This is a genomic window from Lentzea sp. NPDC060358 (assembly GCF_042725365.1).
Lineage (GTDB): Bacteria > Actinomycetota > Actinomycetes > Mycobacteriales > Pseudonocardiaceae > Lentzea.
This window is the reverse complement of record NZ_JBHXCW010000106.1, coordinates 1-25,118: the sequence shown is the minus strand read 5'-3', so window position 1 is coordinate 25,118 and position 25,118 is coordinate 1. Positions and strand designations below refer to the sequence as shown.

Here is a 25,118-nt window from a genome sequence, read left to right as displayed (position 1 = left end):
GCGCCGCCTTCTTGGGCTTGCCGAGCAGGTCCTCGATCGAGCCGGTGAGCCGTTGCCGCGGCTTGTGCTCCTTGTCGCCGCCCTGCTGGCCGCCACCGCCGCCCATCATGCCGCCCATCATGGGCATGCCGCCCATCATGCCGCCGGGCGCGCCTCCAGGACGGCCACCAGCGGCCGCGGCGGCTCCGGTGGTGCCACCACCCTGCTGGGCGGGCGGGAGCTGCTCAGCGACGCCTGTGGAGCCGCCGAACTGCATCGGCTGCGCGGGGGTCGCGGCCGCGGCCGGAGCGCCGACCGAACCGACACCGCCACCAACCCCGCCACCAACGCCACCGGCACCGACTCCCGCGCCGACCCCGCCGCCGGTCGAGGCGCCACCGGTGCCCGCGGCGGCCGTCGCCGACGCCTTGGCCGGTTCCGGCACCTTCGGCTCGGACTTGGCGGGCGCGGCGTAGGTCCAGTCCTGGTCCGGGTAGCGGTGCTCCATCCGCACGGCGCCGAAGCCCTCGGCCTCGCCGGAGACCTCGTCGCACAGCTTGAGGAACGCCTCCATGACCTGCCGCGCGGACTCGTGCAGCTCCCGCACCGGGTGCTTGAGCTCCTCGAGGTGCTTGACGGCCCGCTGGTCGCCGTCGAGCGGCAGGGAGGCCGTGCCGGACACCGAGTCCGCGGCGTCGGCGAGCACGTGCGCCATGTCCTGCACGATGTCGCGCACGCCCTCGGCGGTCTCCTCCAGCGCGTCCGCCATCGCGCTCATCGCGTCGGACATGTCGCCGCCCGCGAGCCCCACCTTGCGCATGTGGTCGAGGAACGCGTCGGCGTCCCTGCCCTCCCAGCGCGCGTCGACCCCGCCCAGCGGCGCCGCGACGTGCTTCGTGACCGCCTCGGTCACCTTCGCCGCCTTGCGCCAGCGCTCGGCTTCCTCGCGCAGGTCGTTCCAGTCGCCCACCAGCGGGTCGAAGAACTCGTGCACGAGGTCCACGACACCGAGCTTGCGGCTCAGCCGCGAGAGGTAGTCGAGCTCCGGGGCGACCGCGGCCGCGATCTGCCTGCCGTCTGCGTTGCTGCCCGTCATCACGAAGCCCCCTACCGCCGGTCGGCCTTCTTGACGAGCTGCAGGCTCTCGTCCTCCTGGTGGCCGTGCTGCCGCGCGACGGCGTGCAGGCCCCTGGCCGCGGCGTCGAGCGTGTCGCAGGCGCGGGCGAGCTGGGAGTTGAGCAGTTCGGCCGCCCGCGCGTAAGCCTGGGCGGTGCCGGCGGTCCTGCCGATCTCGCCGAACGACTGGGGACGCAGCGGGGACACCTTCATGGCGTCCCGCACGCGCCTCAGGTCGTCCGTCGTGCCGTCGATCCGGTCGGCGTACTGCTCCAACCACTCGGGATCGACGGAAATCCGACCGGCCACTGCGTTCTCCTGACGAGTCCGGGTGCGCTTGCCTGGTTCCGACGGTGCGGCACCCGGACCGGTTCCGCTACTTCTGCACCGCCTGCGGATCCTGGATCGTGCCCTTCGGCGCGGGGATCGCGTCGTAGCTGCGGTTCGCCTCGTTCTTGTTGAGCTGCGGGCCCATCGGCAGCAGGCTCAGGATCTGGTTCGGCGCCGGCGGGAAGGTCCCGTCGAGGCCCAGCGCCGACGCGGTGGCCGCGTCCGGCACGCCGTAGCGCACGCCACGACCCGTCACGACCTGCACCGGCCCGGTCCCGAAGTCGCCCTTGCCCTGGCTCGCCCGCACGACGGCGGCCTTGCCCGGCAGCATCAGGAACTGGTCGATGATCTCGCCCGCCGCACCCGCCGCGTTCAGCGCGACCGGGGTCATCTCCTTGGGACCGGGCAGCGCGGAGCCGACCGTCACCGAGGTGTGCTCGGCCTTGGTCTGCTCGGTGAAGTTCTCGGCCTTCCAGCCCAGGCACACGACGGTGTTGCCGGCGTTCGCCTCGAGGGTGGTGGGGATCCGCGCCGGGTAGGAGTCGAGCGTCAGCGGGTTCTTCGGGTTCTTGTTGCCCGAGACCGCGTTCGGCGAGATCTTGATCGGCTCCTTGGCGTTCGAGTAGGCGAAGCGCAGCAGGTCGCCGACGGTCTGGTCGACGTCCTGGAAGCCGTCCTCGAGCGCCACCATGAACTGCGCGGTGCCGGTCAGGTTGACCTCGACGACCTCGCCGACGTTCACCCGCGTCTCGGTGACGTACGAGGCCTGCTTGCCCTGGTTGCGCACGTCCGGCGCGGCCAGCGGCGCGACCTCGGGGATGGCGTTGAGCAGCGCGGTGCTGATCGCGCGCGGCTGCTTGCCCTTGAGCCGCAGGGCGTTCATGACCTTGTCGTCCTTGAGGTCGACCTCGGCCCTGACCGTCGACGACGAGATGTCGCGCAGGCTGTTGGGCTTCTTGTAGATCAGGTACGCCTTCTTGGCGCCCGTCCGCTGCTGCACCAGCACGGCCTCGTCGCCGAGCTCGGGGTTGCCGCTGCTGACACCGGCGATGACGGAGGTCTTGATCTGGTTCTCCGCCGCCTGGTTCTCGCGGAACTCGTCGAGGTCGAGCGTGTCGCACACCGACCACTGGGCGTCGATCCGCAGGCCGGGGTTCGGCAGCACGTCCGGGGCGTCGGGCAGGCCCGTGAGCCTGCCGCGCGGCAGGTTCGCGAGCGCCGACTCGCTCACGAGCTTCGGCTCGCCGCCCGCGGCGCCCTGCGCGGTGCCCGCCGTGCCACCGGGGGCGTCGCCGCCGCCCGCCTGCTGGTCGGGGCTGTTGCGCGAGAACCACAGCAGCCGGGCCGACGCCAGGTTCGTCATCGGGATGAGCCGCCGCGGCGACGCGTCCACGACGTAGACCTGGCCGGTCTCCTTGCTGATGGCGATCTGAGTCTGGTCGTCGAGCTTCGGTGACGGCTTGAAGAGCCCGAACACGAGGAAGCCCAGCAGACCGACGACGCCCAGGACGACACCGACCGATGTCGCACGCGAGTGGTTGCGCATGGGGTCATGCAGCATCACCGCGTCTCTGCGGACCAGAGCGGACTGCATCCGCCGCAGGACGAATTGGTAGGCCTGGACCTGTGACTTGGTGGTGGGTGTTGATGCCATTCTCGGCTCGCTGCTCTCCCAGTCGCGGTACGGTTCGGCAGGATAGCCGGACGCAGGTTGCTTCGTGGGCCGGTTCGCCAAGCCCACCGACCGTCGAGGGGAAAGAGACCACAACGGATGTCCGTGACCACTCCACATCCGCCCCGGCCCAATCCAGGGATGGCACGGCCGCAGGGTCCCGGTGGACCAGGGGGTCCTGGCCAGCAGGCACCCGCGCCTCCTCGTCCGGTCGGGCGTGTCCGCCGCAGAACGGCGAACGTCAGTCTTGGTTCCTTGCCGGTCTCGAACGTAGTCACGATCGAGGTCGGTCTCGCCATCGCACTCCTGGTTCTCACGCTCATGGGCGTGAAGGAGGCCAACGGCGCGCTGAACGTCGTCTCCGTCTCAATTGCGGGCGGTGTGCTCTTCATCGCACTCGTCCTCGCGTTCGCCCGCAAGCGCGGCCGCTGGCTCACCCAGTGGATCGGCGTCCGGCTGCGCTACAGCTTCCGGTCGCACCACCGCACCGCGCAGCGCCAGGAGCCGTCGGAGTCCAAGCCGGGTGACGACGAGCTGCAGGTGCTCGGCCCCGAGGACCCGCGCGTCGCGCTGCTGCGCCTCGCGATCCCCGACCTGGTGATCGCCAAGGGCGTCGACCACGAACGCCGCCCGCTCGCGCTGTCGTGGCACGACGGCGTGTGGACCGCGGTGCTGCTGGTCGACCCGACCCCGCCGCTGATCTCCGCGATCGGCACGGCACCGTCGCTGCCGCTGGGCGCGCTCGTGCCGTGCCTCGAGGACCGCGGCGTCGTGCTGGACGCGATCACGGTGATCTGGCACTGCTACCCCGGCAGCGCGGCGCTCCCGCCGAACTCGCCCGCGGTCAGCTCGTACATGGAGGTGCTCGGCCCGCTGCCCGCGGCGGCCCGGCGCACCACGTGGATCACGGTCCGGCTCGACCCGCGCCGCTGCGGCGAGGCGATCCGGGAGCGCGGCGGCGGCGTCGTCGGCGCGCACCGGGCCCTGATCGGCGCGCTGTCGCGCGTCCGCAACGCCCTCGAGTCCGCCGGGGTCACGATCCGCCCGCTCGACTCGGACGAGCTGCTGCGCGCGGCGATCTCGTCGGCCGAGCTGACGGCCGCCGTCGGCAACACCAACCCGGTCTCGCTGCGCGAGAAGTGGTCGGGCGTCACCGCCGGTGGCGTCGGGCACGCGAGCTACGCGATCACCGGCTGGCCGTCCAAGGGCCTCAAGGGCAACCTGAACTCGCTCACCGGTGTGCGCGCTCTCTCGTCCACGCTCGCGATGTCGATCGCTCCGTCGCGCGAGGACGGTCAGGTCTCGCTGCGCGGCCTGGTGCGGGTCAGCGCCCGCACGCCGAGCGAGCTCGACCGCGCGGACGACCAGTTGTCGAAGCTGAGCGACAAGCTCGACATCACGCTGACCCCGTTGCGGGGCATGCAGCTCGCCGGCCTCGCCGCGACGCTGCCGCTGGGAGGTGTGGCATGAGCTCGTCCCGTCTGCTCGACTCGCGCGGCCGCGGTGCGGTGGCACCGGAGTTCCTGGTGTCGCCGACCATGCTCGACCTGGTCAGCCCCAGTGGCGACCGCGGCGGCATGATGCTCGGCCAGGGCACGAAGGGCGAGCCGCTCAGCGTGTCCGTGCTGCGCCCGACGCCGACCCGCATGGTGGTCGTGGGAGGCCTCTACCTGGCCCGCCAGATCGCGGTGCGCGCCATGGCGACCGGCGCGTGGATCATCATCGCGACCGGCCGCCCCCAGGCGTGGCAGCCGGTCGTGCGCGCGGCGGGCCAGGGCCCGGACGGCCGTCCGTCCCAGTTGGTGCAGCTGCGCCGCCTGTCCCCGGCGGACCTCCCGCGCCCGACCGAGGACATGCCGCTGCTGGTGATCCACGACGGCGGCCACGTCCCGCAGGAGCTCTTCCCGCCGCGGGCCCCGTGGCAGACCACGATGTACGTGCTGCCGTACCTGCACCCGCAGGCCTCGTCGACGGCGAACAACGCGGACCTCGTGCTGCTGCAGCGCCTGCCGATGGGCCAGGCGCAGCTGGCGGGCCAGATGTGGCGCCTGCGGCCGCAGATGTTCCAGCAGCTCACGCAGCTCAAGGACGACCAGGTCATCGCCATGGGCCAGGACATGTGGGCGCACCTGCGCCTGTACACCACGCCCGCCGAGCAGCAGATCCTCGGAGCGGTCCGCCGCGGCGATTAGCGGGAGTGCCCGACCGGGCATATCCAGTGGAGACTTGTGCCCCGAACGGTTCATCGTTCGGGGCACAATTGTTTTGTCCATAGCTCAGCGGAACCAATTAATTCACATAACGCTCAAATCTGTTGATTCGCCATTGGAAGGCAATTTCGTGGACCGTCTTGTGGCCAATCAGTCCGCGCCACTAAGAAAACTCTCACCTGCACTACCCTGCGACGAGGGAGCTTGCTGCTATGGAAGAATCGTGGGCCAGACGAGCGGCTGGAATCGGACTGCTGGCGGGCACCGCACTCGTCCTGTCGTCCGTCTCCGCCACCGCTGCGCCCGAGGGGGAGATTCGCAACCTCGGTGCGTCCGGCGCGGTCAAGGACAACTACATCGTCGTACTGAAGGACGTGAGCACGACCAGCGCTGAGGCGCTGAGCGCCAAGTACGGCGCCACGGTCAAGCACACTTACAAGTCCGCTTTGCGCGGGTTCTCCGCGCAGATGTCCGAAACCCAGGCCAAGCGCCTGGCGGCGGACCCGGCCGTCTCCTACGTCGAGCAGGACGGCGAGGTCCACCTGACCGACACCCAGACCCCGACCCCGTCGTGGGGCCTCGACCGCATCGACCAGCGCACGCTCCCGCTGGACGACAGCTACACCCACCCGAACCGCGGCGCGGGCGTCACCGCCTACATCATCGACACCGGCATCCGCTTCAGCCACAGCGACTTCGGCGGCCGGGCCGTGTCTGGACGCGACACCGTTGACAACGATGACGACGCCACCGACTGCCAGGGCCACGGAACCCACGTCGCGGGAACCGTGGGCGGCACGAAGTACGGCGTCGCCAAGGACGTGAAGCTGGTCGGCGTCCGAGTCCTGAACTGCTCCGGCTCCGGCACCTTCGCGGGCGTCATCGCGGGCATCGACTGGGTCACCGAGCAGGTGACGAACGCCCCGGCCACCAAGCCGGCGGTGGCGAACATGTCCCTCGGCGGCGGCGCGAACCAGACCGTCGACGACGCCGTGAGCCGCTCCATCGCCGCAGGCGTGACCTACGGCCTCGCCGCGGGCAACGACAGCGGCGCCAACGCCTGCAACACCTCCCCGGCTCGCACCCCGAACGCCATCACCGTCGGCTCGACCGACCGCACCGACGCGCGCTCGTCGTACTCGAACATCGGCACCTGCCTCGACATCTTCGCGCCGGGCCGCGACATCACCAGCGCCTGGCTGACGAACGACGACGCCACCAACACCATCAGCGGCACCTCGATGGCCACCCCGCACGTGGTCGGCGCAGCGGCGGTCTACCTGGGCTCGTCCCCCAACGCGACCCCGCAGGAAGTCCGCGACGCCCTGGTGGACAACGCCACCAGCGACGTCGTGACCAACGCGGGCACCGGCTCCCCGAACAAGCTCCTGCACATCACCGGCACGGCCCCCGGCCACGCCCCGGGCCAATGCCCGACGGCCACCAACGACACGGACACGGCCATCCCGGACGCCAGCTCCGTGACGTCGTCCATCACCATCGCCGACTGCCTGGGCAAGGCCAGCGCCCCGGCCTCCGTGAGCGTGGACATCAAGCACACCTACCGAGGCGACCTGGAACTGGCCCTGATCGCCCCCTCGGGCGCCGTGAAGCTCCTGAAGGTCACCAACGGCAACGACAGCGCGGACGACCTCAAGGCCACCTACCCGGTGAGCGTCTCGACGGAGGACGCCAACGGCACCTGGCAGCTGCGCGTCCGCGACAACTACCGCCAGGACACGGGTTACATCGACTCGTGGACGCTCGACATCTGACCCCCACCCCCACCTGACCCCAGGAGCTCCCGGCACCCCGCCGGGGGCTCCTGTCCCTGTGCGGGCCAGGAAAGGCGCTGAGCGGCCCGCTGAGCGCGCGGAGAGGCCACCGAAGGGATCCGGGTAGGCAGGAGGAGATCAGGAACGGCCGGGCCGGTTCGACAGCCCGCGAGGCCGAAGGCGAGCAGACGCGAAGGCGAAGCCGAGCAGTCTTGGCTCTTGGCTTTGGCTCTTGGCTTTGAGCGAGCGAGCCCGGTGGGGTGGTCCCGTCACCCCACCGCAACCCGACTGCGCAACGCGCAGCCGCCCAACGCACCAGGCGTGCCATCAACCCGCAGACGGCGCCGGCCCGGTCTTTGATCAGCTGGCGGGGTCCGGGGCGGAGCCCCGAGCAGTAAACGGGAACCCTCACACCAACGGCGGCAACTCCGGAGCACGAGCAGCAGGCGAAGCGGCCAAGTTCTCCAGCGCGAGCGAAACAGCCCGCTCCAACTGAGGGTCCCGCGAAGCGACCCGATCAGCCGGAGTCATGACCACCTCGACATCGGGATCGACGCCGTGGTTCTCGACGGCCCACCCGTGGCCCTTGAACCAGGAGGCGTACCTCGGCTGGGTCACCAAGGTGCCGTCCACCAGCGTGTAGAGCATGTCGATGCCGATGACACCGCCCCACGTCCGCACGCCGACGACGGGCCCGATCCCGAGCTCCTTGATCGCCACGTTGACGATGTCGCCGTCGGACCCCGCGTACTCGTCGGCCACCGCGACCACGGGGCCGCGCGGCGCGTCCTGCGGGTAGGACTCCGACGCCGTGTAGCCGCGGGCCACCGACCAGCCGATGACCTTGCGGCCGAGCTTCTCGATCACGAGCTGCGAGGTGTGGCCGCCGCCGTTCTCGCGGACGTCCAGGACCAGGGCCTCGCGGGCCAGCTCGACCCGCAGGTCGCGGTGCAGCTGGGCCCAGCCGGCGCCCATCATGTCCGGCACGTGCAGGTAGCCGACGCGGCCGCCGGACTGCTCGTGCGTGAACGCGCGGCGGTTCGCCACCCAGTCGTGGTAGCGCAACGGCTCCTCGTCGGCCAGCGGCACCACGACGACCCGGCGCAGCTCTCCGCCGCCGGCCGGCCGCACGGTCAGCTCCACGGGCTTGCCCGCGGTGCCGACGAGCAGCGCGCCGGGGCCCGCCAGGCTGACCGGGCGGCCGTCGACGGCGACTAGGACGTCGCCCGCCCTCACCGCCACGCCGGGGGCGCACAGCGGCGACCGGGCGTGCGGGTCGGACGTCTCGCCCGGGATCACCCGCTCGACGACCCAGTCGGAGCCGGACCGGACCAGGTCGGCGCCGAGCAGGCCCTGGCGGCGGGACGCGGGGACGTCCGACGGGGAGCCCCACACGTAGGCGTGCGACGTGCCCAGCTCGCCCTGGACCTCCCACAGCAGGTCGACGAGGTCGTCGTGGCTGCCCACCTCGGCCACCAGCGGCCGGTAGCGGTCGAGCTCGCCCTGCCAGTCGACGCCGCCCATGTCGGTGCGCCAGAAGTGGTCGCGCATGAGCCGGCCGTTCTCGGCGTACATCTGCGCCCACTCCGCGGCCGGGTCGACGACGACGCGCACCCGCGCCAGGTCGATCTCCACGTGGTCGGCGGAGTCCTCGTCGGCCTTGCTGTCGGTCGGCACCACGCGCAGGTCGCCGCGGTCCTCCACGACCATCCGCTTGCCGTCGCCGGAGACCGCGAACGCGTCCGCGCTGTCGGCCAGGCACTCGGTCTTCTGCTTCGCGAAGTCGAACCGCTCCAGCGCCGTGCGCGGCGGGCTGGCCTCGGGCGAGGCCAGGTTGTCGCCGAGCACTCCCAGCAGCGGCCGGCGCAGCCACAGCAGGCCGCCGCGCGCCGCCTTCAGGGCGACGTAGTCGGCCGCGGCGACCGGCACCGGGACCACGCGGTCGGCGAGACCCTCGATGTCGACCCTGGTGACCGGGGTCTTCTCGTCGTCGTTCTCGGAGTCCTTGTCGTCGTCACCGGCCGGGCGGCCGCCGTGCATCGGCGCGAACGGCGACGGCGTGGTCGCGGCCAGCGGCACGAGGTGCGGGCGGCAGCCCGTCGGGAACGACAGGTCGAACACGTGCGCGTCGTAGACCGGGTCGAACGTCCTGATCGACAGGAACGCGAGGTACTTGCCGTCCTCGGTGAAGGTCGGCGCGAAGTCCGCGAACCGCAGCGGCGTCACGTCCACCACGGACAGGTCGGTCGTGTTCACCATCTTGATGTGCCGCAACGAGGCCGGCCCGGGGTGCGACCACGCGACCCACGACGAGTCGGGCGAGAAGGCGAGGTTCGTGATGTGCGCGTTGGCACCGCGGACGACCTCGCGGACCTCGCCGGAGGTGACGTCCACCAGCAACAGCCGGCCGTCGTGCGTGGCCACGGCGACGCGCGAGCCGTCCGGGGCGGCGGCGAGCGACATGACCCGGCCGAGCTGACCGGACGCGACGCGGCGGGCGGTGCCGCCCGGCTCGACCCCGCCGACCGGCGCGATCTCCAGGGCCTCCTCGCCCTCGGCGTCGGTCACCCACACCACGCCGCCGGTCTCGCCGAGCACCTTCGGCAGCCGGGCGCGCACGTCGGAGCTGTCGGCCAGCACGCGGACGGGGCCGTCGCGGTGGGTCACCCAGTGCACCGACCCGCGGACCTCGACGGCGGAGGCGCGGCCGGTGTGGTCGACGCTGAACGACTCGACGTCGCCGGAGGCCTTGACGTGGTGCGGCTGCCGGCCGGTGCGCGGACCGCCGAGCCGGATGTCGAGCTTGCGCAGGTCGGACAGGCCCTCGAGCAGCCAGAGCTCACCGGCCTGGTGGAAGATCACCCGCGAGCCGTCGCTGGAGGCGTTGCGGGCGTAGAACTCCCCCGACGAGTGGCGCCGCAGGTCGGTGCCGTCGGGCAGCACCGAGTACACGCTGCCGACGCCCTCGTGGTCGGACAGGAACGCGATCCGGCCGTCGACCCACATCGGGTTCGCCAGCGTCGACCTCAGGTCCGCGAGGATGCGGGTGAAGTCGCCGGACCCGTCGACGTCCACCCACAGCTTGCCGGCGGTGCCGCCGCGGTACCGCTTCCACATCGCGGGTTCCTGCATGTAGCTGGACGACACCACGACCTGGCCTTCCGGGCCGTGGGAGACGTCGTTGACCCACCCGTGCGGCAGCACCTCGGACGGCCCGCCGTCCAGCGGGACGGCGTGCGCCTGCTTGCGGTGCCTCGACATCTGGCCGGTGCTGGAGACGGCGAGCACCCGCCCGTCCGGTGTCCAGCCCGACACCGCCGTCCGGACGACGCCCCAGTGCGTCAACCGGCGTGCGGGGCCACCGTCCACAGGGGCCACCCGCACCTCGGGGGCGCCGTCGATGGTGCTGGCCCACGCCAGCTGCGTGCCATCGGGCGAGATGCGCGGCGAGCGGGCCGGCACCTGGTCGGCGGACGCGCGCCAGGCCCTTCCTCCGTCGACGGGGGCGAGCCACACGTCGTCCTCGGCCACGAACGTCACCAAGTCACCGCGAAGATGCGGATACCGCAGGTAAGTCACGCGATCGACGTTAGCCCACGGTCACCGGTTCAGGAGGGCCAAAACCGGTGCCAGTCTTCAGCTGCAAGAGAATCAAGACCTTCGGCCCGCGCCTTGGCCTCCGCCTCGCGGACGTTCGCGGCGAACCGGCGGCAGACCTGGCGCAGCTCCGTCTCCGGGTCCTCCCCGGCGAGCTTGGCCAGCGCGGTCACGGCGAACAGCGTCGTGCCCGTGTCGTCGCCCTCGGGCAGCAGGTCGACCGGGAACCCCGCGCGCCCGGTGCGCTGCACCAGCTTCGCGGCGAGCGCCACCGCGGGCTGGGCGAGCGCGACACCGTCCACACTGGACTCGCGGCGCTTCTCGACCTGCTTGAGCTCCTCCCACCGGTGCTCCTGCGACGTGGCGTCGTGCACCGCCGGGTCGCCGCCCTCGAAGACGTGCGGGTGGCGGCCGACGAGCTTCGCGACCAGCTCGGCCGCGACGGCGTCGACGTCGAACGGGTCCTCGGGGTCCTCGGCGGCAACCCGCGCGTGGAAGAGCACCTGCAGGAGCACGTCGCCGAGCTCCTCGCGCATGGCGGCGCGGTCGCCGTCCTCGATCGCCTCCAGCAGCTCGAAGGTCTCCTCGACGAGGTACTGGCGCAACGACAGGTGGTCCTGCTCGGCGTCCCACGGGCACCCGCCGGGCGACCGCAGCCGGTGCATCACGGCGGCGGCGTCGAGCAGACCGGAGCCCAGGGGTTCCGGCGTCGTGATCACGCCGGCGTCCGGGTAGGCCTCTGCCGACGTCGCGATCACCACCGCGCCGTCCTCCACGACCGCGGGCGCGGGCCCGTCGACCCCGAGGGCGGACCAGGACTCCAGGGGCACGCCCTCGCCCGCGTAGACGGCGGTGGCCGTGCGCAACGCGGGCAGGGCGGCGGCGGGCAGCACGGCTCCGAGCCGCTCGCTCAGGACGACGACGGTGATCAAGACTTGTTCTTGGTCGCGGGCACGCCGACGAAGCCGGCCTTCTCGCCTTCGGTGGCGACGACCGCCGCGGTGGTCGGGTCCCACACGCCGTAGCGCGGGTTGACCTCGATGTTCAGGTCCGCGGACAGGTACTGCGCGATCCGCAGGCCGAACGCGGCGAGCAGCTCGGGGTCGACGCGCTCGAGCAGGTCCTCCTCGCCGGGCGTCGGCGAGACCTCGTTGCGCTCCTTGACGACGGCGACCATCCAGCTGGACTGCTGCTGGCCGATCGGGAAGGCGACGACCGTGCCGGGCCGCACGCTCCACAGCGTCGTCTGGACCAGCGACGGGTTCTCGGTGACGCGGACCTTCTGGTTCGCCGCCGCCGCCTGCTGGCCGCTCGTCGTGCGCGGGGCCTCCTGGATGAACCGCGCCATCTTCGACGGGTCGGCGGCGACCTCCGCGGCCTTCTCCTTGGCTTCCTTCGGGTCCTTGACCTGGAAGTAGTCCATCACGACCTCGAGCGTGGAGAGGTTGCGGCGGGCGAGCTCCCCCATGGCCAGCGCGTCGCGCTGGCGGCGGTAGATCGTGCTGGGGTCCTGCTCGCTCTCCTTGGAGGCCGCCTCCGGGCCGCCCTTCTCCTGCACCGCGTCGTACACCTTGGTCTCGTCGACCGTGATGTTCTCGCGCTTCGCGGCGTTGTCGACCAGCCGGTGGACGATCTCGTCGGCCAGCACCAGCCGCGAGACGCCGTCGAGCTTGCCCTGGTCCTGCATCCGCTGGGCCGCGGGCTCCTTCTTGAGCACCGTCACGGTGCGGTCCTGGACGGTCTCCAGGCCGATCGTCTGGTCGCCGACGATCGCGGCCGAGCCGGCCTTGGCGGGCCCGGTGCCACATCCGGTGGCCAGGAGGGCCACGGCAACACCGACCAGCGAGAAACGCTTCAGAACAGTGCTCACGAGGACCTACCCTCTCACGCCGTCGTGACCGGGGTCACGGGTGTCCCCGAGAGTGAGTCGAGGAACGCACCGCACCAGTCCAGCAGCTGCTGGTCGCGCAGCTGGGGTGCACCCATCCGGCCGCCCGCCGCACCCTCCGTCGGCCTGGGCACCGTGACCGTCCCGACGGCCTGCTTGTAGACGGCCTTCGGGAACAGCCGGCGCAGCCTGACCAGCTGCGAGTCGAGCAGCTCCAGCTTCGCGAAGCGCACGTTCTGGCCCATCGCGATGACCTCGGTGACGCCGTGGCGGCGGCACGTGTGGCGCAGGCGGGCGACGCCGAGCAGCCGCTCGACGGGTTCCGGCGGCGTGCCGTAGCGGTCCTTGAGCTCGTCCCAGACGGCCTGCAGCGCCGCCTCGTCGGCCGCGGCCGCGATCTTGCGGTAGGCCTCGAGCCGCAGCCGCTCGCCCGGCACGTACTCGTGCGGGATGTGCGCGTCGACCGGGAGGTCCACCCTGACCTCGGCGAGCTCCTCCTCGACCTCGCCGCCGTCGGCGCCCGCGTGCCTGCGGAACGCCTCGACGGCCTCGCCGACCAGCCGCACGTAGAGGTCGAAGCCGACGCCCGCGATGTGACCGGACTGCTCGGCGCCGAGGATGTTGCCGGCGCCGCGGATCTCCAGGTCCTTCATCGCGACGGCCATGCCCGCGCCGAGCTCGGTGTTCTGCGCGATCGTCGCGAGCCGGTCGTGCGCGGTCTCGGTCAGCGGCGTCTCCGACGGGTACAGGAAGTACGCGTACCCGCGCTCGCGGCCGCGGCCGACGCGCCCGCGCAGCTGGTGCAGCTGGGCGAGGCCGAGCAGGTCGCCGCGTTCGACGATCAGCGTGTTGGCGTTGGAGATGTCGAGGCCGGTCTCGACGATCGTGGTGCAGACCAGGACGTCGAACTCGCGCTCCCAGAAGCCCTGGATGATCTTTTCGAGCCGGTCCTCGTTCATCTGGCCGTGCGCGGTGACGACGCGGGCCTCCGGGACCAGCTCGCGGATGCGGCGCGCGGCCTTCTCGATCGACGAGACCCTGTTGTGCACGAAGAAGACCTGGCCGTCGCGCAGCAGCTCGCGGCGGATCGCGGCGCCGACCTGCTTGTCGTCGTACGCGCCGACGTAGGTGAGGATCGGGTGCCGTTCCTCCGGCGGGGTCAGGATCGTGGACATCTCGCGGATGCCCGCGAGCGACATCTCCAGCGTGCGCGGGATCGGCGTCGCGGACATCGTGAGCACGTCGACGTGCGTGCGCAGCGCCTTGATGTGCTCCTTGTGCTCCACGCCGAAGCGCTGCTCCTCGTCGACGATCACGAGGCCGAGGTCCTTGTAGCGCACGGACTTCTGCAGCAGCCGGTGCGTGCCGATCACGATGTCGACCTCGCCGTCGGCGAGACCCGCGACGGTCTGCTCCGACTCGGCGGCGTCGGTGAAGCGGCTGAGCCCCTTGACGTTGACCGGGAACTGGCGCATGCGCTCGGAGAACGTGTTGAGGTGCTGCTGGGCCAGCAGCGTCGTCGGCACCAGCACGGCGACCTGCTTGCCGTCCTGCACGGCCTTGAACGCCGCGCGGACCGCGATCTCGGTCTTGCCGTAGCCGACGTCGCCGCAGATCACGCGGTCCATCGGGACGCCGCGCTCCATGTCGGCCTTGACCTCGTCGATCGCGGCCATCTGGTCCTGCGTCTCGGTGAACGCGAACGCGTCCTCCAGCTCGCGCTGCCACGGCGTGTCGCTCGCGAACGCGTGGCCGGGCGCGGACTGGCGGGCCGCGTAGAGCTGCACGAGCTCGGCCGCGATCTGCTTGACCGCCTTGCGCGCCTTGGACTTCGTGTTCTTCCAGTCGCTGCCGCCGAGCTTGTTGAGCGTCGGCAGCTCGCCGCCCACGTACCGGCTGACCTCGTCGAGCTGGTCGGTCGGCACGAACAGCCGGTCGCCGGGCTGGCCGCGCTTCGACGACGCGTACTCCAGCACCAGGTACTCGCGGGTGGCTCCCGCGACCGTGCGCTGCACCATCTCCACGTACTTGCCGATGCCGTGCTGCTCGTGCACGACGAAGTCGCCCGCCTTGAGCGCCAACGGGTCCACGGCGTTGCGCCGCTTCGACGGCATCTTGCGCATGTCCCTGGTGGACGTGCCGCCGCGGCCGCCGGTCAGGTCGGTCTCGGTGAGCACGACGAGCGCGAGGTCCGGCAGCGAGAAGCCGTCCTCCAGGCAGCCGCGCACGACCGTGACGGTGCTCGTCCTCGGCGCCTCGTCGAGGGAGTCGAGGCAGACGGCGGAGACCTCGGCCTCCCGCAGTCGTTCGTAGGCGCGTTGCGCGGTGCCGGCGCCCGGCACGACCAGCACGGCCGCACCCCCGGTCGCGGTGTGCGCCTTGAGGTCGGCGAACGCGCGCTCGACGTCGCCGGAGTAGGCCTCGACCGGCTTGACGTCGAGGTGCACCACGTCCGGCGCGTCGGTGGTGAGCTGGCTGAGCGTCCACCACGGGCGGTCGTTCGCCTTGGCGTGTTCGGAGATCTCGCCGATGCCCTGGTAGGCGCTGCGGCCCAGGTCGATCGGCGCCTTGCCGCCGCCCGCGGCCGCCATCCACGACGCCTCGAGGAACTCCTGGCCGGTGCGCACCAGGTCGGCGGCGCGGGCGCGGATCTTCTCGGGGTCGTTGAGCAGCACGTGCGTGCCGGCCGGGACGACGTCGGTGAGCAGCTGCAGCTCGCCGGGGCACAGCGCCGGGATCAGCGCCTCCATGCCCTCGACCGCGATGCCGCCGGAGATCTTGTCCAGCATCTCGGCCAGGTGCGCGTCCGACTGGTGCTCCAGCGCGAGAGCGGCGGCCCGGTCCTTCACGTCCTCGGTCAGCAGCAGCTCGCGGCACGGCGGCGCGACGAAGTCCCCGACCTCCTCCGGCAGCGAGCGCTGGTCCTGCACGGAGAACGGCCGGATCTCGCTGACCTCGTCGCCCCAGAACTCGACGCGGTACGGGTGCTCCGCCGTGGGCGGGAAGATGTCGAGGATGCCGCCGCGCGTGGCGTACTCGCCGCGCTTCTCGACCATGTCGACGCGGGTGTAGGCGTTCTCGGCCAGGCGCGTGATCAGCTCGACGAAGTCCTGCTCCTCGCCCACCTTCAGGTGCACGGGAGCGAGGTCGCCGAGACCGGGCGCCATCGGCTGGATGAGGCTGCGGACCGTGGTGACGAGGACCTTGATCGGCGCGCCCTCGGGGTGCTTGAGCCGGCGCAGCACCTGCAGCCGCGCGCCGACGGTGTCCGCGCGCGGGCTCAGCCGCTCGTGCGGCAGCGTCTCCCAGCTGGGGAAGAACGCCACCGCGTCCGGGCCGATCAGGTCCTTGAGGACGTTCGTGAGCTCCTCGGCCTCGCGGCCGGTCGCCGTGACGGCGAGGACCGGCCGGACCGTGGACAGCGCCGCGGTGACGAGCGGGCGGGCGGCCAGCGGGCCGTCCAGCTCCAGCTCGGGCACACCGGCGGAGTCGATCAACGTGCGGAGGGCTTTGTCGGGCAGGACACCATCGAGCAGGCCGAGCAGCGGCATAGTGAGAAACCCCGGTCACAGTGCTGAAACGCCGGACAGACCCCTGCCTGGGACGAGGGGTCTCACCGACCACTTTAACCCTTCGCGCGACCCCTCATCGGGTGGTTGCGGCGCGGCTCAAGCGGGCTCCCACGCGATCAGCCGCTCGAACACGCGCCGGTCGCCCCGGACGTCCATCTCGCCCAGTTCGTGCCGGCCGTACATGAAGAGCACCAGGTCACTGGCGGTGCCGGTGCACTCGGCGGCCGGCGTGGTCTCGGACACCGTGCGCGCGCCGTTCTCGTCGAACCTCAGCCACCAGCTCCGGCCCTCCGTCGCGTGGTAGCCCATGGTCGCGGGTTCGTGCGGCCACGCGGAGTCGGTCGTGACGCAGGTCTGCAGGAACTCGTCCACCCCGTCGAGCGCGATGTCGACCGGCAGCGGTTCCGCGGCGCCGATGGTGATCTGGGCGTCGTAGGTGTGGACCGCGAGCTGCTGGAGCTGGTGGCGGGCGACGGCGCCGGCGGTGTGCGGCGAGCCGGTCCACCAGGCCCAGCACCCCTGGTCGGGGCCCGCCGCTTCGAGGGCGTCCAGGAGTTCTCGGGTCGCGTCTTCGAGCCAGGTCAGGATCTCGTCGCGCTCGCGCGGCATCGGCACGTCCCTGCCGGTGGACTTGGTGCTCGCGGGGCCCGCGGCGACGGTGGCGGCCCAGGTGCGGCGGCCTTCGCCGATGTGCTCGGCCAGGTCGGCGAGCGTCCACTCGGGGCAGGTCGGGACCTTGGCGTCGAGGCTGGGAGCGGCGGCGATCGCGGCGCGGAAGGCGGCCGAGCGTTCGTCGATCAGGCGGAGCAGGTCGGAAAACCCCAGGGCGTTGTGCACGCGGGGTGTCTAACATCCCGTCGCTGTGGAGCAAAGGGAAATACGGGCTGACTACGACGATCAGTCCATCGTGGTCTACCAGGCCTACTCGCCCGCGATCGCCGATCCGGCCGTGGCGGCGCAGCGTTTTGTGCCGCCGTTCAAGATGGAGCGGATGACGTGGATCAAGCCGTCGTTCCTCTGGATGATGTACCGCTGCGGCTACGCGCGGAAGGAGGGGCAGGAACGCGTGCTGGCCGTCCGCATCACCCGCGAGGGCTTTGACTGGGCCGTCGCGCACGCCGTGTCGAGCCGCATCCCAGGCAAACCGTCCGTCCGCGTGCAGTGGGACCCCGAACGCGGCCTGCACCACGAGGCGCTGCCGCACCGGTCGATCCAGATCGGCCTGACCCGCGAGGCCGTCGAGAAGTATGTCCACGAGTGGACGATCGCCATCACCGACGTGACTCCTCTCGCACGTCAGGTCCACGAGAAGGTGCTCGCCCACGACCTCGACGGCGCCCGTGCGCTGCTTCCGCCCGAACGGCCTTACGGAACCACCACGGCACAAAACGCATAGTTGGGACATGCGCGCACTCGTTGCTGCAGTCTCGGTCCTGGCCCTTGCTGCCTGCTCCTCCCCCGAACCGGGCGGCACCGCGCCGTCCAAGGCCCCCGCGCCGCAGGGCCTGAAGGTCGAGGAGGTCGCCGGCGGGTTCCAGCACGGGTGGGACCTCGGCTTCCTGCCGGACGGGGCGGTGCTCGTCACCGAACGCCCCGGCACGCTCAAGCTCGTGAAGAACGGCCAGGTCACCCCGGTCGACATCGACCTGGCGGACATCCAGGCACGGGGTGAGGGCGGCCTGATGGGCCTCGTCGTGCACCCGGACAACGAGCGCTTCACGGTCTGCTTCAACACGACCGAGGACGTCCGGCTGGTCACCTACCGGCTGGACGGGACGCGCGCCACGAAGGTGAAGGACCTGCTCACCGGCATGCCGTCGAACACCAGCGGCCGCCACTCCGGCTGCCGCCCCACGCTCGCGCCGGACGGGTCGATGTACGTCGCCACCGGTGACATCGCGCAGGCCCGCAACCCGCAGGACCGCACCAGCCTCGGCGGCAAGGTGCTGCGGATCGACGCCGAGACCGGCGAGGGCGCGGCGGGCAACCCGTTCATCGGCTCGTCGAACGCCAACGAGCGCCGCGTCTACACCTACGGCCACCGCAACGTGCAGGGCGTCGTGTTCCGGCCCGACTCCGGCCAGGCGTTCTCGAGCGAGCACGGCCCGTCCACCGACGACGAGGTCAACCTGCTGAAGGCGGGCGCCAACTACGGCTGGGACCCGTCCGAGGGCGGCACCAGGGGCGGCTACGACGAGAGCGTGCCGATGACGGACCTGCAGCGGTTCCCGGACGCGGTGGCGGCGGTGTGGTCGTCGGGCACGCCGACCGAGGCGATCTGCCAGGCGGCGTTCTGGAACGGCAAGCTCGCGGTCACCGCGCTCAAGGGCTCGAAGCTGCTGCTCTTCACGCTCGACCAGGCGGGCAAGGTGCAGAACGTGAGCATCCCGGACGAGCTCGACGACAAGTACGGCCGCCTGCGCGCCGCCAGGACCGCGCCGGACGGGTCGCTCTACCTCACGACCTCGAACGGCTCGAACGACAAGCTGCTGAAGCTCGCCGGCACCGTGTAGGCCGCCGGGCCGCTCGACCCCTCGACGAACGGCGCGACGGCGTCATGCTCCGACTACATCGTCCGAGGGGGTGCGGATCGTTATCAGCGCAGCTCAGGAACGACTGCGCAGCTTCGGCCGGTGGTCCATCGCCGAGAGCCCGTTCCACGCCAGGTTGACGAGGTGCGCGGCGACCTCGTCCTTCTTCGGCTTGCGCGCCTCCAGCCACCACTGGCCGGTCAGCGCGACCATCCCGACCAGGGCCTGCGAGTACAGCGCGGCGAGCTTGCGGTCGTAGCCCTGCTTCGCGAAGTGCAGGCCGAGGATGTGCTCGACCTGCGAGGCGATGTCGTTGAGCAGCGACGAGAACGTGCCCGAGGACGAGGCCACCGGCGAGTCGCGCACCAGGATGCGGAAGCCGTCCGTCGAGCCCTCGATGTAGTCGAGCAGCGCGCAGGCGGCCCGTTCCAGCAGCTCACGCGGGTGCGAACCGCCGTCCAGGGCCTCGACGATCTGGTCCATCAGGCGCTGCATCTCGCGGTCGACCACGACGGCGTAGATGCCCTCCTTGCCGCCGAAGTGCTCGTAGACGACGGGCTTGGACACGCTCGCGCGGTGGGCGATCTCCTCGATCGAGGTCGCCTCGAAGCCCTTCTCGGCGAACAGGGCGCGGGAGACGTCCAGGAGCTGTTCCCGGCGCTCCTTGCCGGTCATCCTGACCCTGGCCACCGAGCCAGCCTACAAACACCAGGTCCCGGCCTGCCGCGCGGCGCCGCGTGGAATCGAGACCTCGACCCGGCATCATCGGCACATGGCCAGACGCAAGATCATCCGGATCACCACGATCTCGTTGCTCGTCCTGCTCGTGCTGGTCACGGCGGCCCTCGGCGGCATCGGCTGGTACTACAGCAACGAGCTGCTCAAGCCCGCGCAGGCGGTCCCGCAGCGCTTCCCCGAGACCGCGCTCGGCGGGCAGGACCGCAACGTCGTGCTGGCCGAGTCGAAGCTGACGACGCTGCGCGGCACGTTCGGCATCGTCTGGCCCGGCGGCGCCGCGAAGGTCGGTGACGTCGCCTCGAACGAGAACGGCCGCGTCACACGGCCGCTGCTCGACGGCACCGCACCGCCGGAGGGCACCAAGGTGCGCATCGAGACCAACGTCTACGACGGCACCCCGAAGTCGGCGCTCGGCCTGGTCTACAGCGACGTGGCGGTCCCGACCGAGCTCGGCGACATGCCCGCCTGGCTCGTGCCGGCCGCGAACCAGGACACCTGGGTGATCACCGTGCACGGCCGCGGCGCGTCGCGCGAGGAGGCCCTGCGGGTGGTCCCGCAGCTCAACAGGGCCGGGCTGCCCGTCCTGCTGATCACCTACCGCAACGACGCCGGGGCGCCGAAGTCGCCGGACGGGCTCTACCACCTCGGCGACACCGAGTGGCACGACGTCGAGGCCGCGATCAAGTACGCGCAGGCGCGGGGCGCGAAGAAGGTCGTCCTCTACGGGTGGTCGATGGGCGGTGCGATCGTCGGCCAGACGCTGGCCCGGTCGAGTCTCGCCCCGGCCGTGAGCGGGGTCGTGCTCGACTCCCCCGTCACCAACTGGACGCAGACGCTGAACCTGCAGGCGCAGAACCGCGGCGTGCCGACCTGGCTCACGCCCGTCGCCGAGGTCGTCTCCGGCTGGCGCGCCGACCTCGACTTCGACCGGTTCGACCTCGTCGCCAACCCGCCCGCGGTCAAGCCCCCGACGCTGGTCCTGCACGGCACCGCCGACGGCACGGTGCCCGCCCGGTCCTCGCGCGACCTGGCCGCCGCGGCCGGCCGCCTGGGGTGGCCGCTGCAGTACGTCGAGATCCCCGGAGCCGACCACACCTCCGGCTGGAATGTGGCGACGGACACGTATCGAACGGCTCTCGGCGACTTCCTGACCAGGTCGATCGGCGTGAAATCGTGATCATGACCTGAGCCGGACGAGTGGCGGTTGGACAACGGCGGGAGGTCTCGTGACACCATGTGCGCAGGACGGGTGCACGCGCACCCTTTCCGCCATGGTGTAAAGGCAGCACCTCTGATTTTGGTTCAGATGGTCCAGGTTCGAATCCTGGTGGCGGAGCAGGGCCTTGAAGGGCGCAGGGTCAGGGTGTCTTGGGAGGTGCGAAGCTGCCCGAGGAAACGGTCGACGAGCAGGGCAACGTGGGCCACCGCCACCACGAGATGTCCGACGCGTGGCTGGTGGGCCGCGCGAGCGAACTCGTCGCCGTTGCCCAGAGCAGCCACCTCGCCGCGCAGCTCGACGCGGCCTCCGAGATCGACCACATCCTGGCCGAGGCGCAGGGCCGTGGCGAGCCTCGCATCGTCGCGCAGCTGCTCCGTGCCGCGGCCGTGGTCCGGCTCGTCACGCCGGGGCTCGTCGACATGTCCGACCCCCAGCTCGACGAGATGCTGGCGCACTGCCGCCGCCACGGCCTGATCGTGCTGGAGGCGGACGCGCGGGCGCTGCGCGGGCGCCGGTTCCTGCTGGGCAACGCCGAGGACAAGGCGCTGACCGAGATCGCGTCGGCCCTCGCGATGATGCTCGACGAGGAACCCGAGGTCGACCCGGTCTTCGACAAGCGCACGTGGGACCAGCTGCTGGCCACGACGCTGCAGGACATCGCGCTCGTGCTGACCCAGCTGGGCGTCTACGAGATGGCCGACGACGTGCTGGCGGGCGCGAACAACGCGCTGCGCGAGAGCGGCCAGCCGCACCAGATCTACGTGCACCTGGTCAACAGGGCCCGGCTGCGGATCGGCTGGGGCCTGCGCCTCGAGCGGGTGAAGCTGGACGACGCCGCGCACGAGCAGTTCCGCGTCGCGTCCGGCCTGGCCGAGGCCGCCGAGGTGCCGTTCCGGCAGTCGCTGCACCCCGGCCGGCGCGACCTCGACGCCGCCGAGCAGGTGCCGATCCTCGGCGCCGCGCACGCGTTCACGAGCCCCGGCGAGCACCACCTGGACCGGCTCTGGTCGTTGCGCGGCCTGTCGATGTACGCGCGGGAGCTGATCATCGTCGCCATCGCGCTCGCCCGGTGCCTGGTCGACGCGAACCGGCTGGACGACGCGCTCAAGGTCCTCGACGACACCCGCACGCAGATGGAGCACGACACGTCGGAACCGTCGCTCCTGCTGTCTTTGGAACGCGAGTACGCGCACCTCAGCGGACCGCACACGACGTCGGCGCTGCAGGCCTACAACGCGGCGCTGGAGTTCGAGCTGTGGCAGATGCGGGAGGCCCGCGTGGCCACGTTGCAGACCCGCCGCGAGCACGAACGGCTGACACGTGCGCACGGCGCGATAGCGCAGCAGGCGTTGCAGGACCCGTTGACCGGCCTGCCGAACCGCCGCGCGCTCGACGACAAGATGGCCGAGCTCATCGCCGGGCAGGTGAACCCGTTCTCCATCGCCCTGGTCGACCTCGACGGCTTCAAGGGCGTGAACGACCGGCATTCGCACGCCGAGGGTGATGATGTTCTTCGGGTGATTGCCAGCACACTCCGGCAGGCTTTGCGGGGTGACGACATGGTGGCCCGCTACGGCGGCGACGAGTTCGTCGTCCTGCTGCCCGGCGCTCCCCTGCACGCGGCCGAGGCGGCACTGGGCAGGGCCGTGGATGCGGTGGCAGGACTGCCAATCGACCTCTCCCGCGGGGTGACCCTCTCGGTGGGCGTCATCTCGTTGCGCCCCCGCGAATCCGCGAACCAGGCCCTGTCGCGCGCCGACTCCGCGATGTACGTGGCGAAGCGCCAGGGCGGCTGCCAGGTGGCGGCTGTGGCGGGGGAGCCGTCCGCGGAGGCTTAGGCTGGTCCGCGGACTTCGAACCACCCAGCCTGTTAGGGAGAGCATTGATGCTCGAGGGCCCTGTCAGCACGGTCGTGCTCGCCGCCGGGGAAGGCACCCGCATGCGGTCGTCCACGCCCAAGGTGCTGCACCGGATCGCCGGACGCTCACTCGTGGAACACGCGGTGCGCGCGGCGGCCGGCACAGACCCCGACCACCTGGCCGTCGTCGTCGGCCACGGCCGTGAAGCAGTCGCTGAGCATCTCGAGAACCTCGCCGGAGCGCTGGGCCGCAAGGTCACCGTCGCCGTGCAGGCCGAGCAGAAGGGCACCGGCCACGCCGTCTCGTGCGGCCTGGCCGAGCTGCCGGACGACCTCGGCGGCACGGTCGTCGTGAGCTACGGCGACGTGCCGCTGCTCGACACCCGGACGTTCCAGGCGCTGCTCGCGGAGCACTCCTCCGCCGGCAACGCCGTCACGGTCCTGACCGCCGTGGTGGACAACCCCACCGGGTACGGCCGGATCGTCCGCGACTCCGACGGCACCGTGCAGCGGATCGTGGAGCAGAAGGACGCCTCCGCGACCGAGCAGCTGATCAACGAGATCAACTCCGGCGTGTACGCGTTCGACGCGGCGGTGCTGCGCGACGGCCTGTCGCGGCTGTCGACCGACAACGCGCAGGGCGAGCTCTACCTGACCGACGTCCTGGGCATCGCCCGCGGCGACGGCCTGCGCGTCGGCGGCCTGATCGCGTCCGACCCGTGGCTCGTCGAGGGCATCAACGACCGCGTGCAGCTCGCGGCCGTCGGCGCCGAGATGAACCGCCGCATCGTCGAGGGCCTGATGCGCGGCGGCGTGACCGTCGTCGACCCGGCCTCGGTGTGGGTGGACGCGGACGTGACGGTCGGCCAGGACGCCCTGATCGAGCCGAACGTGCAGCTCCGCGCGGGCACGGTGATCGGCGCGCGCGCGACCGTGGGCCCGGACACGACCCTGTCCGGCGTGACGGTCGGCGAGGGCGCCTCGGTCGTGCGCACGCACGGCAGCGACTCGGTGATCGGCGACAACGCGACCGTCGGCCCGTTCGCCTACCTGCGCCCAGGCACCGCTCTAGGGGTGAAGGGCAAGATCGGCACGTTCGTCGAGACCAAGAACTCGACGATCGGCAACGGCTCGAAGGTCCCCCACCTGTCCTACATCGGCGACGCGACGATCGGCGACCACAGCAACATCGGCGCCGCGTCCGTCACCGTCAACTACGACGGCGTGCACAAGCACCGCACGATCGTCGGTTCCCACTGCCGCACCGGCTCGGACAACATGTTCGTGGCGCCGGTGACGGTGGGCGACGGCGCCTACACCGGTGCCGGAACCGTCCTGCGCCGCGACGTCCCACCGGGCGCACTCGCGGTGTCCGGCGGCCCACAGCGCAACCTCGAAGGCTGGGTCCTCAGCCGTCGTGAGGGCACCGCCGCCGCCCAGGCAGCGGCAGACGCCCTCGCGAAGCAGAATGCCGACGAGAAGACAGAGGAGGGTCGCTGACCGTGAACCCGCAGATGCCCGGCACACCGAAGAAGAACCTGATGCTCTTCGGCGGGCGTGCCTACCCGGAACTGACGGAAGAGGTCTCGAAGCACCTCAACGTCACGGTGACCCCGCAGCAGGCCTACGACTTCGCCAACGGCGAGATCTTCGTCCGCTTCGAGGAGTCCGTCCGAGGCTGCGACGCCTTCGTCATCCAGTCGCACACGAACCCCATCAACCAGTGGCTGATGGAACAGCTGATCATGGTCGACGCCCTGAAGCGCGCCAGCGCCAAGCGCATCACCGTGATCATGCCGTTCTACCCGTACAGCCGCCAGGACAAGAAGCACCGCGGCCGCGAACCGATCTCGGCCCGCCTGGTCGCCGACCTGTTCAAGACCGCGGGCGCTGACCGCCTGGTCTCGGTCGACCTCCACACGGCCCAGATCCAGGGCTTCTTCGACGGCCCGGTCGACCACCTCTGGGCCATGCCCCTGCTGGCGGACCACATCCGCGGCAAGTACGCGGGCCACGAGATCACCGTCGTCTCCCCCGACTCGGGCCGCACGAAGCTGGCCGAGAAGTGGGCGGACACCCTGGGCGGCGCCCCGATCGCGTTCATCCACAAGACCCGCGACCCGCTCCGCCCGAACGAGGTCGTCTCGAACCGGGTGGTCGGCAAGGTCGAGGGCCGCCTCTGCATCGTGATCGACGACATGGTCGACACCGGCGGCACCATCGCGGGAGCCGTGAAGCAACTCCTGAACGAGGGCGCCTCGGACGTGGTCATCGCCGCGACCCACGGCATCCTCTCAGGCCCCGCGACGCAACGCCTGCAGGACTCGGGCGCCCGCGAGGTCGTGTTCACGGACACGCTGCCGATCCCGGCGGAGAAGCGCTTCCCGAACATGACCGTGCTCTCGATCGCACCGCTGCTGGCCAGGGTGATCCAGGAGGTCTTCGAGGACGGCTCGGTGACCAGCCTGTTCGACGGCAACGCGTAACACGCGAAGCCGAAGCCGAAGGCGAGGACGCCGCGAAGGCGAAGGCGAAGCCGAGCAGCTTTTAGCTCTTGAGCGAAGCTCTCCGCGGTGGAGTCCCCGTCACGAGTCGCGCCACAGCTCTTGCTGCACGCGAGGAGGGGTGTCAAA

The 25,118-nt window shown here is 71.2% G+C and carries 18 protein-coding genes and 1 tRNA gene; 10 read left to right on the top strand and 9 right to left on the bottom strand.

Features of this window, described 5'->3' with window-relative positions; all coding sequences use genetic code 11:
- The 3 genes from ACFWGZ_RS22380 to eccB form a co-directional block, all read right to left on the bottom strand.
- Nucleotides 1-1,075, bottom strand: a 1,075-nt coding sequence (locus tag ACFWGZ_RS22380; RefSeq protein ID WP_382453494.1) for a WXG100 family type VII secretion target, incomplete at its 3' end; no start/stop codon positions are given.
- An 11-nt stretch (nt 1,076-1,086) separates the two neighbouring features.
- A complete protein-coding gene (locus ACFWGZ_RS22375) occupies nt 1,087-1,404 on the bottom strand; it encodes a hypothetical protein (RefSeq protein ID WP_382453493.1) in 318 nt (105 codons plus the stop codon).
- Between the two features lie 67 nt (nt 1,405-1,471).
- A complete protein-coding gene (gene eccB / locus ACFWGZ_RS22370) occupies nt 1,472-3,079 on the bottom strand; it encodes a type VII secretion protein EccB (protein WP_382453492.1) in 1,608 nt (535 codons plus the stop codon).
- A gap of 159 nt (nt 3,080-3,238) precedes the next feature.
- Here eccB and eccE point away from each other — a divergent pair, with 159 nt between their 5' ends.
- From eccE to ACFWGZ_RS22355, 3 genes are all read left to right on the top strand, one after another.
- Nucleotides 3,239-4,567: a type VII secretion protein EccE gene (gene eccE, locus ACFWGZ_RS22365; protein ID WP_382453491.1), complete on the top strand. Its 1,329-nt coding sequence runs from the start codon at nt 3,239-3,241 to the stop codon at nt 4,565-4,567.
- On the top strand, nt 4,564-5,289 hold the full coding sequence (locus tag ACFWGZ_RS22360; protein ID WP_382453490.1) for a hypothetical protein: 726 nt from the start codon (nt 4,564-4,566) through the stop codon (nt 5,287-5,289). Before eccE ends, ACFWGZ_RS22360 begins: the two co-directional genes overlap by 4 nt.
- A gap of 230 nt (nt 5,290-5,519) precedes the next feature.
- The gene (locus ACFWGZ_RS22355; protein ID WP_382453489.1) at nt 5,520-7,082 is read left to right on the top strand and encodes a S8 family serine peptidase; all 1,563 of its coding nucleotides are present in this window, start codon (nt 5,520-5,522) and stop codon (nt 7,080-7,082) included.
- A gap of 408 nt (nt 7,083-7,490) precedes the next feature.
- Here the strand turns inward: ACFWGZ_RS22355 and ACFWGZ_RS22350 are convergent, their stop codons facing one another.
- The 5 genes from ACFWGZ_RS22350 to ACFWGZ_RS22330 form a co-directional block, all read right to left on the bottom strand.
- A complete protein-coding gene (locus tag ACFWGZ_RS22350) occupies nt 7,491-10,622 on the bottom strand; it encodes a PDZ domain-containing protein (protein WP_382453488.1) in 3,132 nt (1,043 codons plus the stop codon).
- A gap of 68 nt (nt 10,623-10,690) precedes the next feature.
- Nucleotides 10,691-11,611, bottom strand: coding sequence for a MazG family protein (locus ACFWGZ_RS22345; RefSeq protein ID WP_382453487.1), 921 nt, complete (start codon nt 11,609-11,611; stop codon nt 10,691-10,693).
- Nucleotides 11,608-12,549 (bottom strand): hypothetical protein, encoded by a 942-nt coding sequence (locus ACFWGZ_RS22340; protein WP_382453486.1) that lies wholly within the window; start codon nt 12,547-12,549, stop codon nt 11,608-11,610. The genes ACFWGZ_RS22345 and ACFWGZ_RS22340 overlap by 4 nt, the downstream gene beginning before the upstream one ends.
- Before the next feature lie 14 nt (nt 12,550-12,563).
- Entirely contained in the window at nt 12,564-16,118 is a 3,555-nt protein-coding gene (gene mfd / locus ACFWGZ_RS22335; protein ID WP_382453485.1) for a transcription-repair coupling factor, read from the bottom strand.
- Between the two features lie 117 nt (nt 16,119-16,235).
- Nucleotides 16,236-16,976 (bottom strand): maleylpyruvate isomerase family mycothiol-dependent enzyme, encoded by a 741-nt coding sequence (locus ACFWGZ_RS22330; protein ID WP_382453484.1) that lies wholly within the window; start codon nt 16,974-16,976, stop codon nt 16,236-16,238.
- A gap of 25 nt (nt 16,977-17,001) precedes the next feature.
- Here ACFWGZ_RS22330 and ACFWGZ_RS22325 point away from each other — a divergent pair, with 25 nt between their 5' ends.
- Together ACFWGZ_RS22325 and ACFWGZ_RS22320 are read left to right on the top strand one after the other, a co-directional pair.
- Nucleotides 17,002-17,535: a DUF4291 domain-containing protein gene (locus ACFWGZ_RS22325; RefSeq protein WP_382453483.1), complete on the top strand. Its 534-nt coding sequence runs from the start codon at nt 17,002-17,004 to the stop codon at nt 17,533-17,535.
- 7 nt (nt 17,536-17,542) lie between these two features.
- Nucleotides 17,543-18,652, top strand: a complete 1,110-nt coding sequence (locus ACFWGZ_RS22320; RefSeq protein ID WP_382453482.1) for a PQQ-dependent sugar dehydrogenase — start codon at nt 17,543-17,545, stop codon at nt 18,650-18,652.
- Between the two features lie 93 nt (nt 18,653-18,745).
- On the opposite strand, the gene ACFWGZ_RS22315 is transcribed toward ACFWGZ_RS22320, so the two are convergent.
- Entirely contained in the window at nt 18,746-19,345 is a 600-nt protein-coding gene (locus ACFWGZ_RS22315; protein WP_382420601.1) for a TetR/AcrR family transcriptional regulator, read from the bottom strand.
- Between the two features lie 97 nt (nt 19,346-19,442).
- On the opposite strand from ACFWGZ_RS22315, the gene ACFWGZ_RS22310 reads away from it, so the two are divergent.
- The 5 genes from ACFWGZ_RS22310 (at nt 19,443) to ACFWGZ_RS22290 (ending at nt 24,971) form a co-directional block, all read left to right on the top strand.
- Nucleotides 19,443-20,585, top strand: coding sequence for an alpha/beta hydrolase family protein (locus ACFWGZ_RS22310; protein ID WP_382453481.1), 1,143 nt, complete (start codon nt 19,443-19,445; stop codon nt 20,583-20,585).
- Between the two features lie 88 nt (nt 20,586-20,673).
- A tRNA-Gln gene (locus ACFWGZ_RS22305) sits at nt 20,674-20,744 on the top strand.
- 32 nt (nt 20,745-20,776) lie between these two features.
- Entirely contained in the window at nt 20,777-22,465 is a 1,689-nt protein-coding gene (locus ACFWGZ_RS22300) for a GGDEF domain-containing protein (protein ID WP_382453480.1), read from the top strand.
- Between the two features lie 47 nt (nt 22,466-22,512).
- Nucleotides 22,513-23,985 (top strand): bifunctional UDP-N-acetylglucosamine diphosphorylase/glucosamine-1-phosphate N-acetyltransferase GlmU, encoded by a 1,473-nt coding sequence (gene glmU / locus ACFWGZ_RS22295; RefSeq protein WP_382453479.1) that lies wholly within the window; start codon nt 22,513-22,515, stop codon nt 23,983-23,985.
- A 14-nt stretch (nt 23,986-23,999) separates the two neighbouring features.
- Complete coding sequence (locus ACFWGZ_RS22290; protein ID WP_382453495.1) at nt 24,000-24,971, top strand: ribose-phosphate diphosphokinase; 972 nt, start codon at nt 24,000-24,002, stop codon at nt 24,969-24,971.
- The last annotated feature ends 147 nt before the right edge of the window (nt 24,972-25,118 follow it).

Coding starts and splice junctions, on each gene's coding strand:
- eccB (WP_382453492.1), bottom strand. CDS start 3,079: ATGGCATCAACACCCACCACCAAGTCACAGGTCCAGGCCTACCAATTC.
- eccE (WP_382453491.1), top strand. CDS start 3,239: ATGGCACGGCCGCAGGGTCCCGGTGGACCAGGGGGTCCTGGCCAGCAG.
- ACFWGZ_RS22360 (WP_382453490.1), top strand. CDS start 4,564: ATGAGCTCGTCCCGTCTGCTCGACTCGCGCGGCCGCGGTGCGGTGGCA.
- ACFWGZ_RS22355 (WP_382453489.1), top strand. CDS start 5,520: ATGGAAGAATCGTGGGCCAGACGAGCGGCTGGAATCGGACTGCTGGCG.
- mfd (WP_382453485.1), bottom strand. CDS start 16,118: ATGCCGCTGCTCGGCCTGCTCGATGGTGTCCTGCCCGACAAAGCCCTC.
- ACFWGZ_RS22320 (WP_382453482.1), top strand. CDS start 17,543: ATGCGCGCACTCGTTGCTGCAGTCTCGGTCCTGGCCCTTGCTGCCTGC.
- ACFWGZ_RS22315 (WP_382420601.1), bottom strand. CDS start 19,345: ATGACCGGCAAGGAGCGCCGGGAACAGCTCCTGGACGTCTCCCGCGCC.
- ACFWGZ_RS22310 (WP_382453481.1), top strand. CDS start 19,443: ATGGCCAGACGCAAGATCATCCGGATCACCACGATCTCGTTGCTCGTC.
- glmU (WP_382453479.1), top strand. CDS start 22,513: ATGCTCGAGGGCCCTGTCAGCACGGTCGTGCTCGCCGCCGGGGAAGGC.
- ACFWGZ_RS22290 (WP_382453495.1), top strand. CDS start 24,000: ATGCCCGGCACACCGAAGAAGAACCTGATGCTCTTCGGCGGGCGTGCC.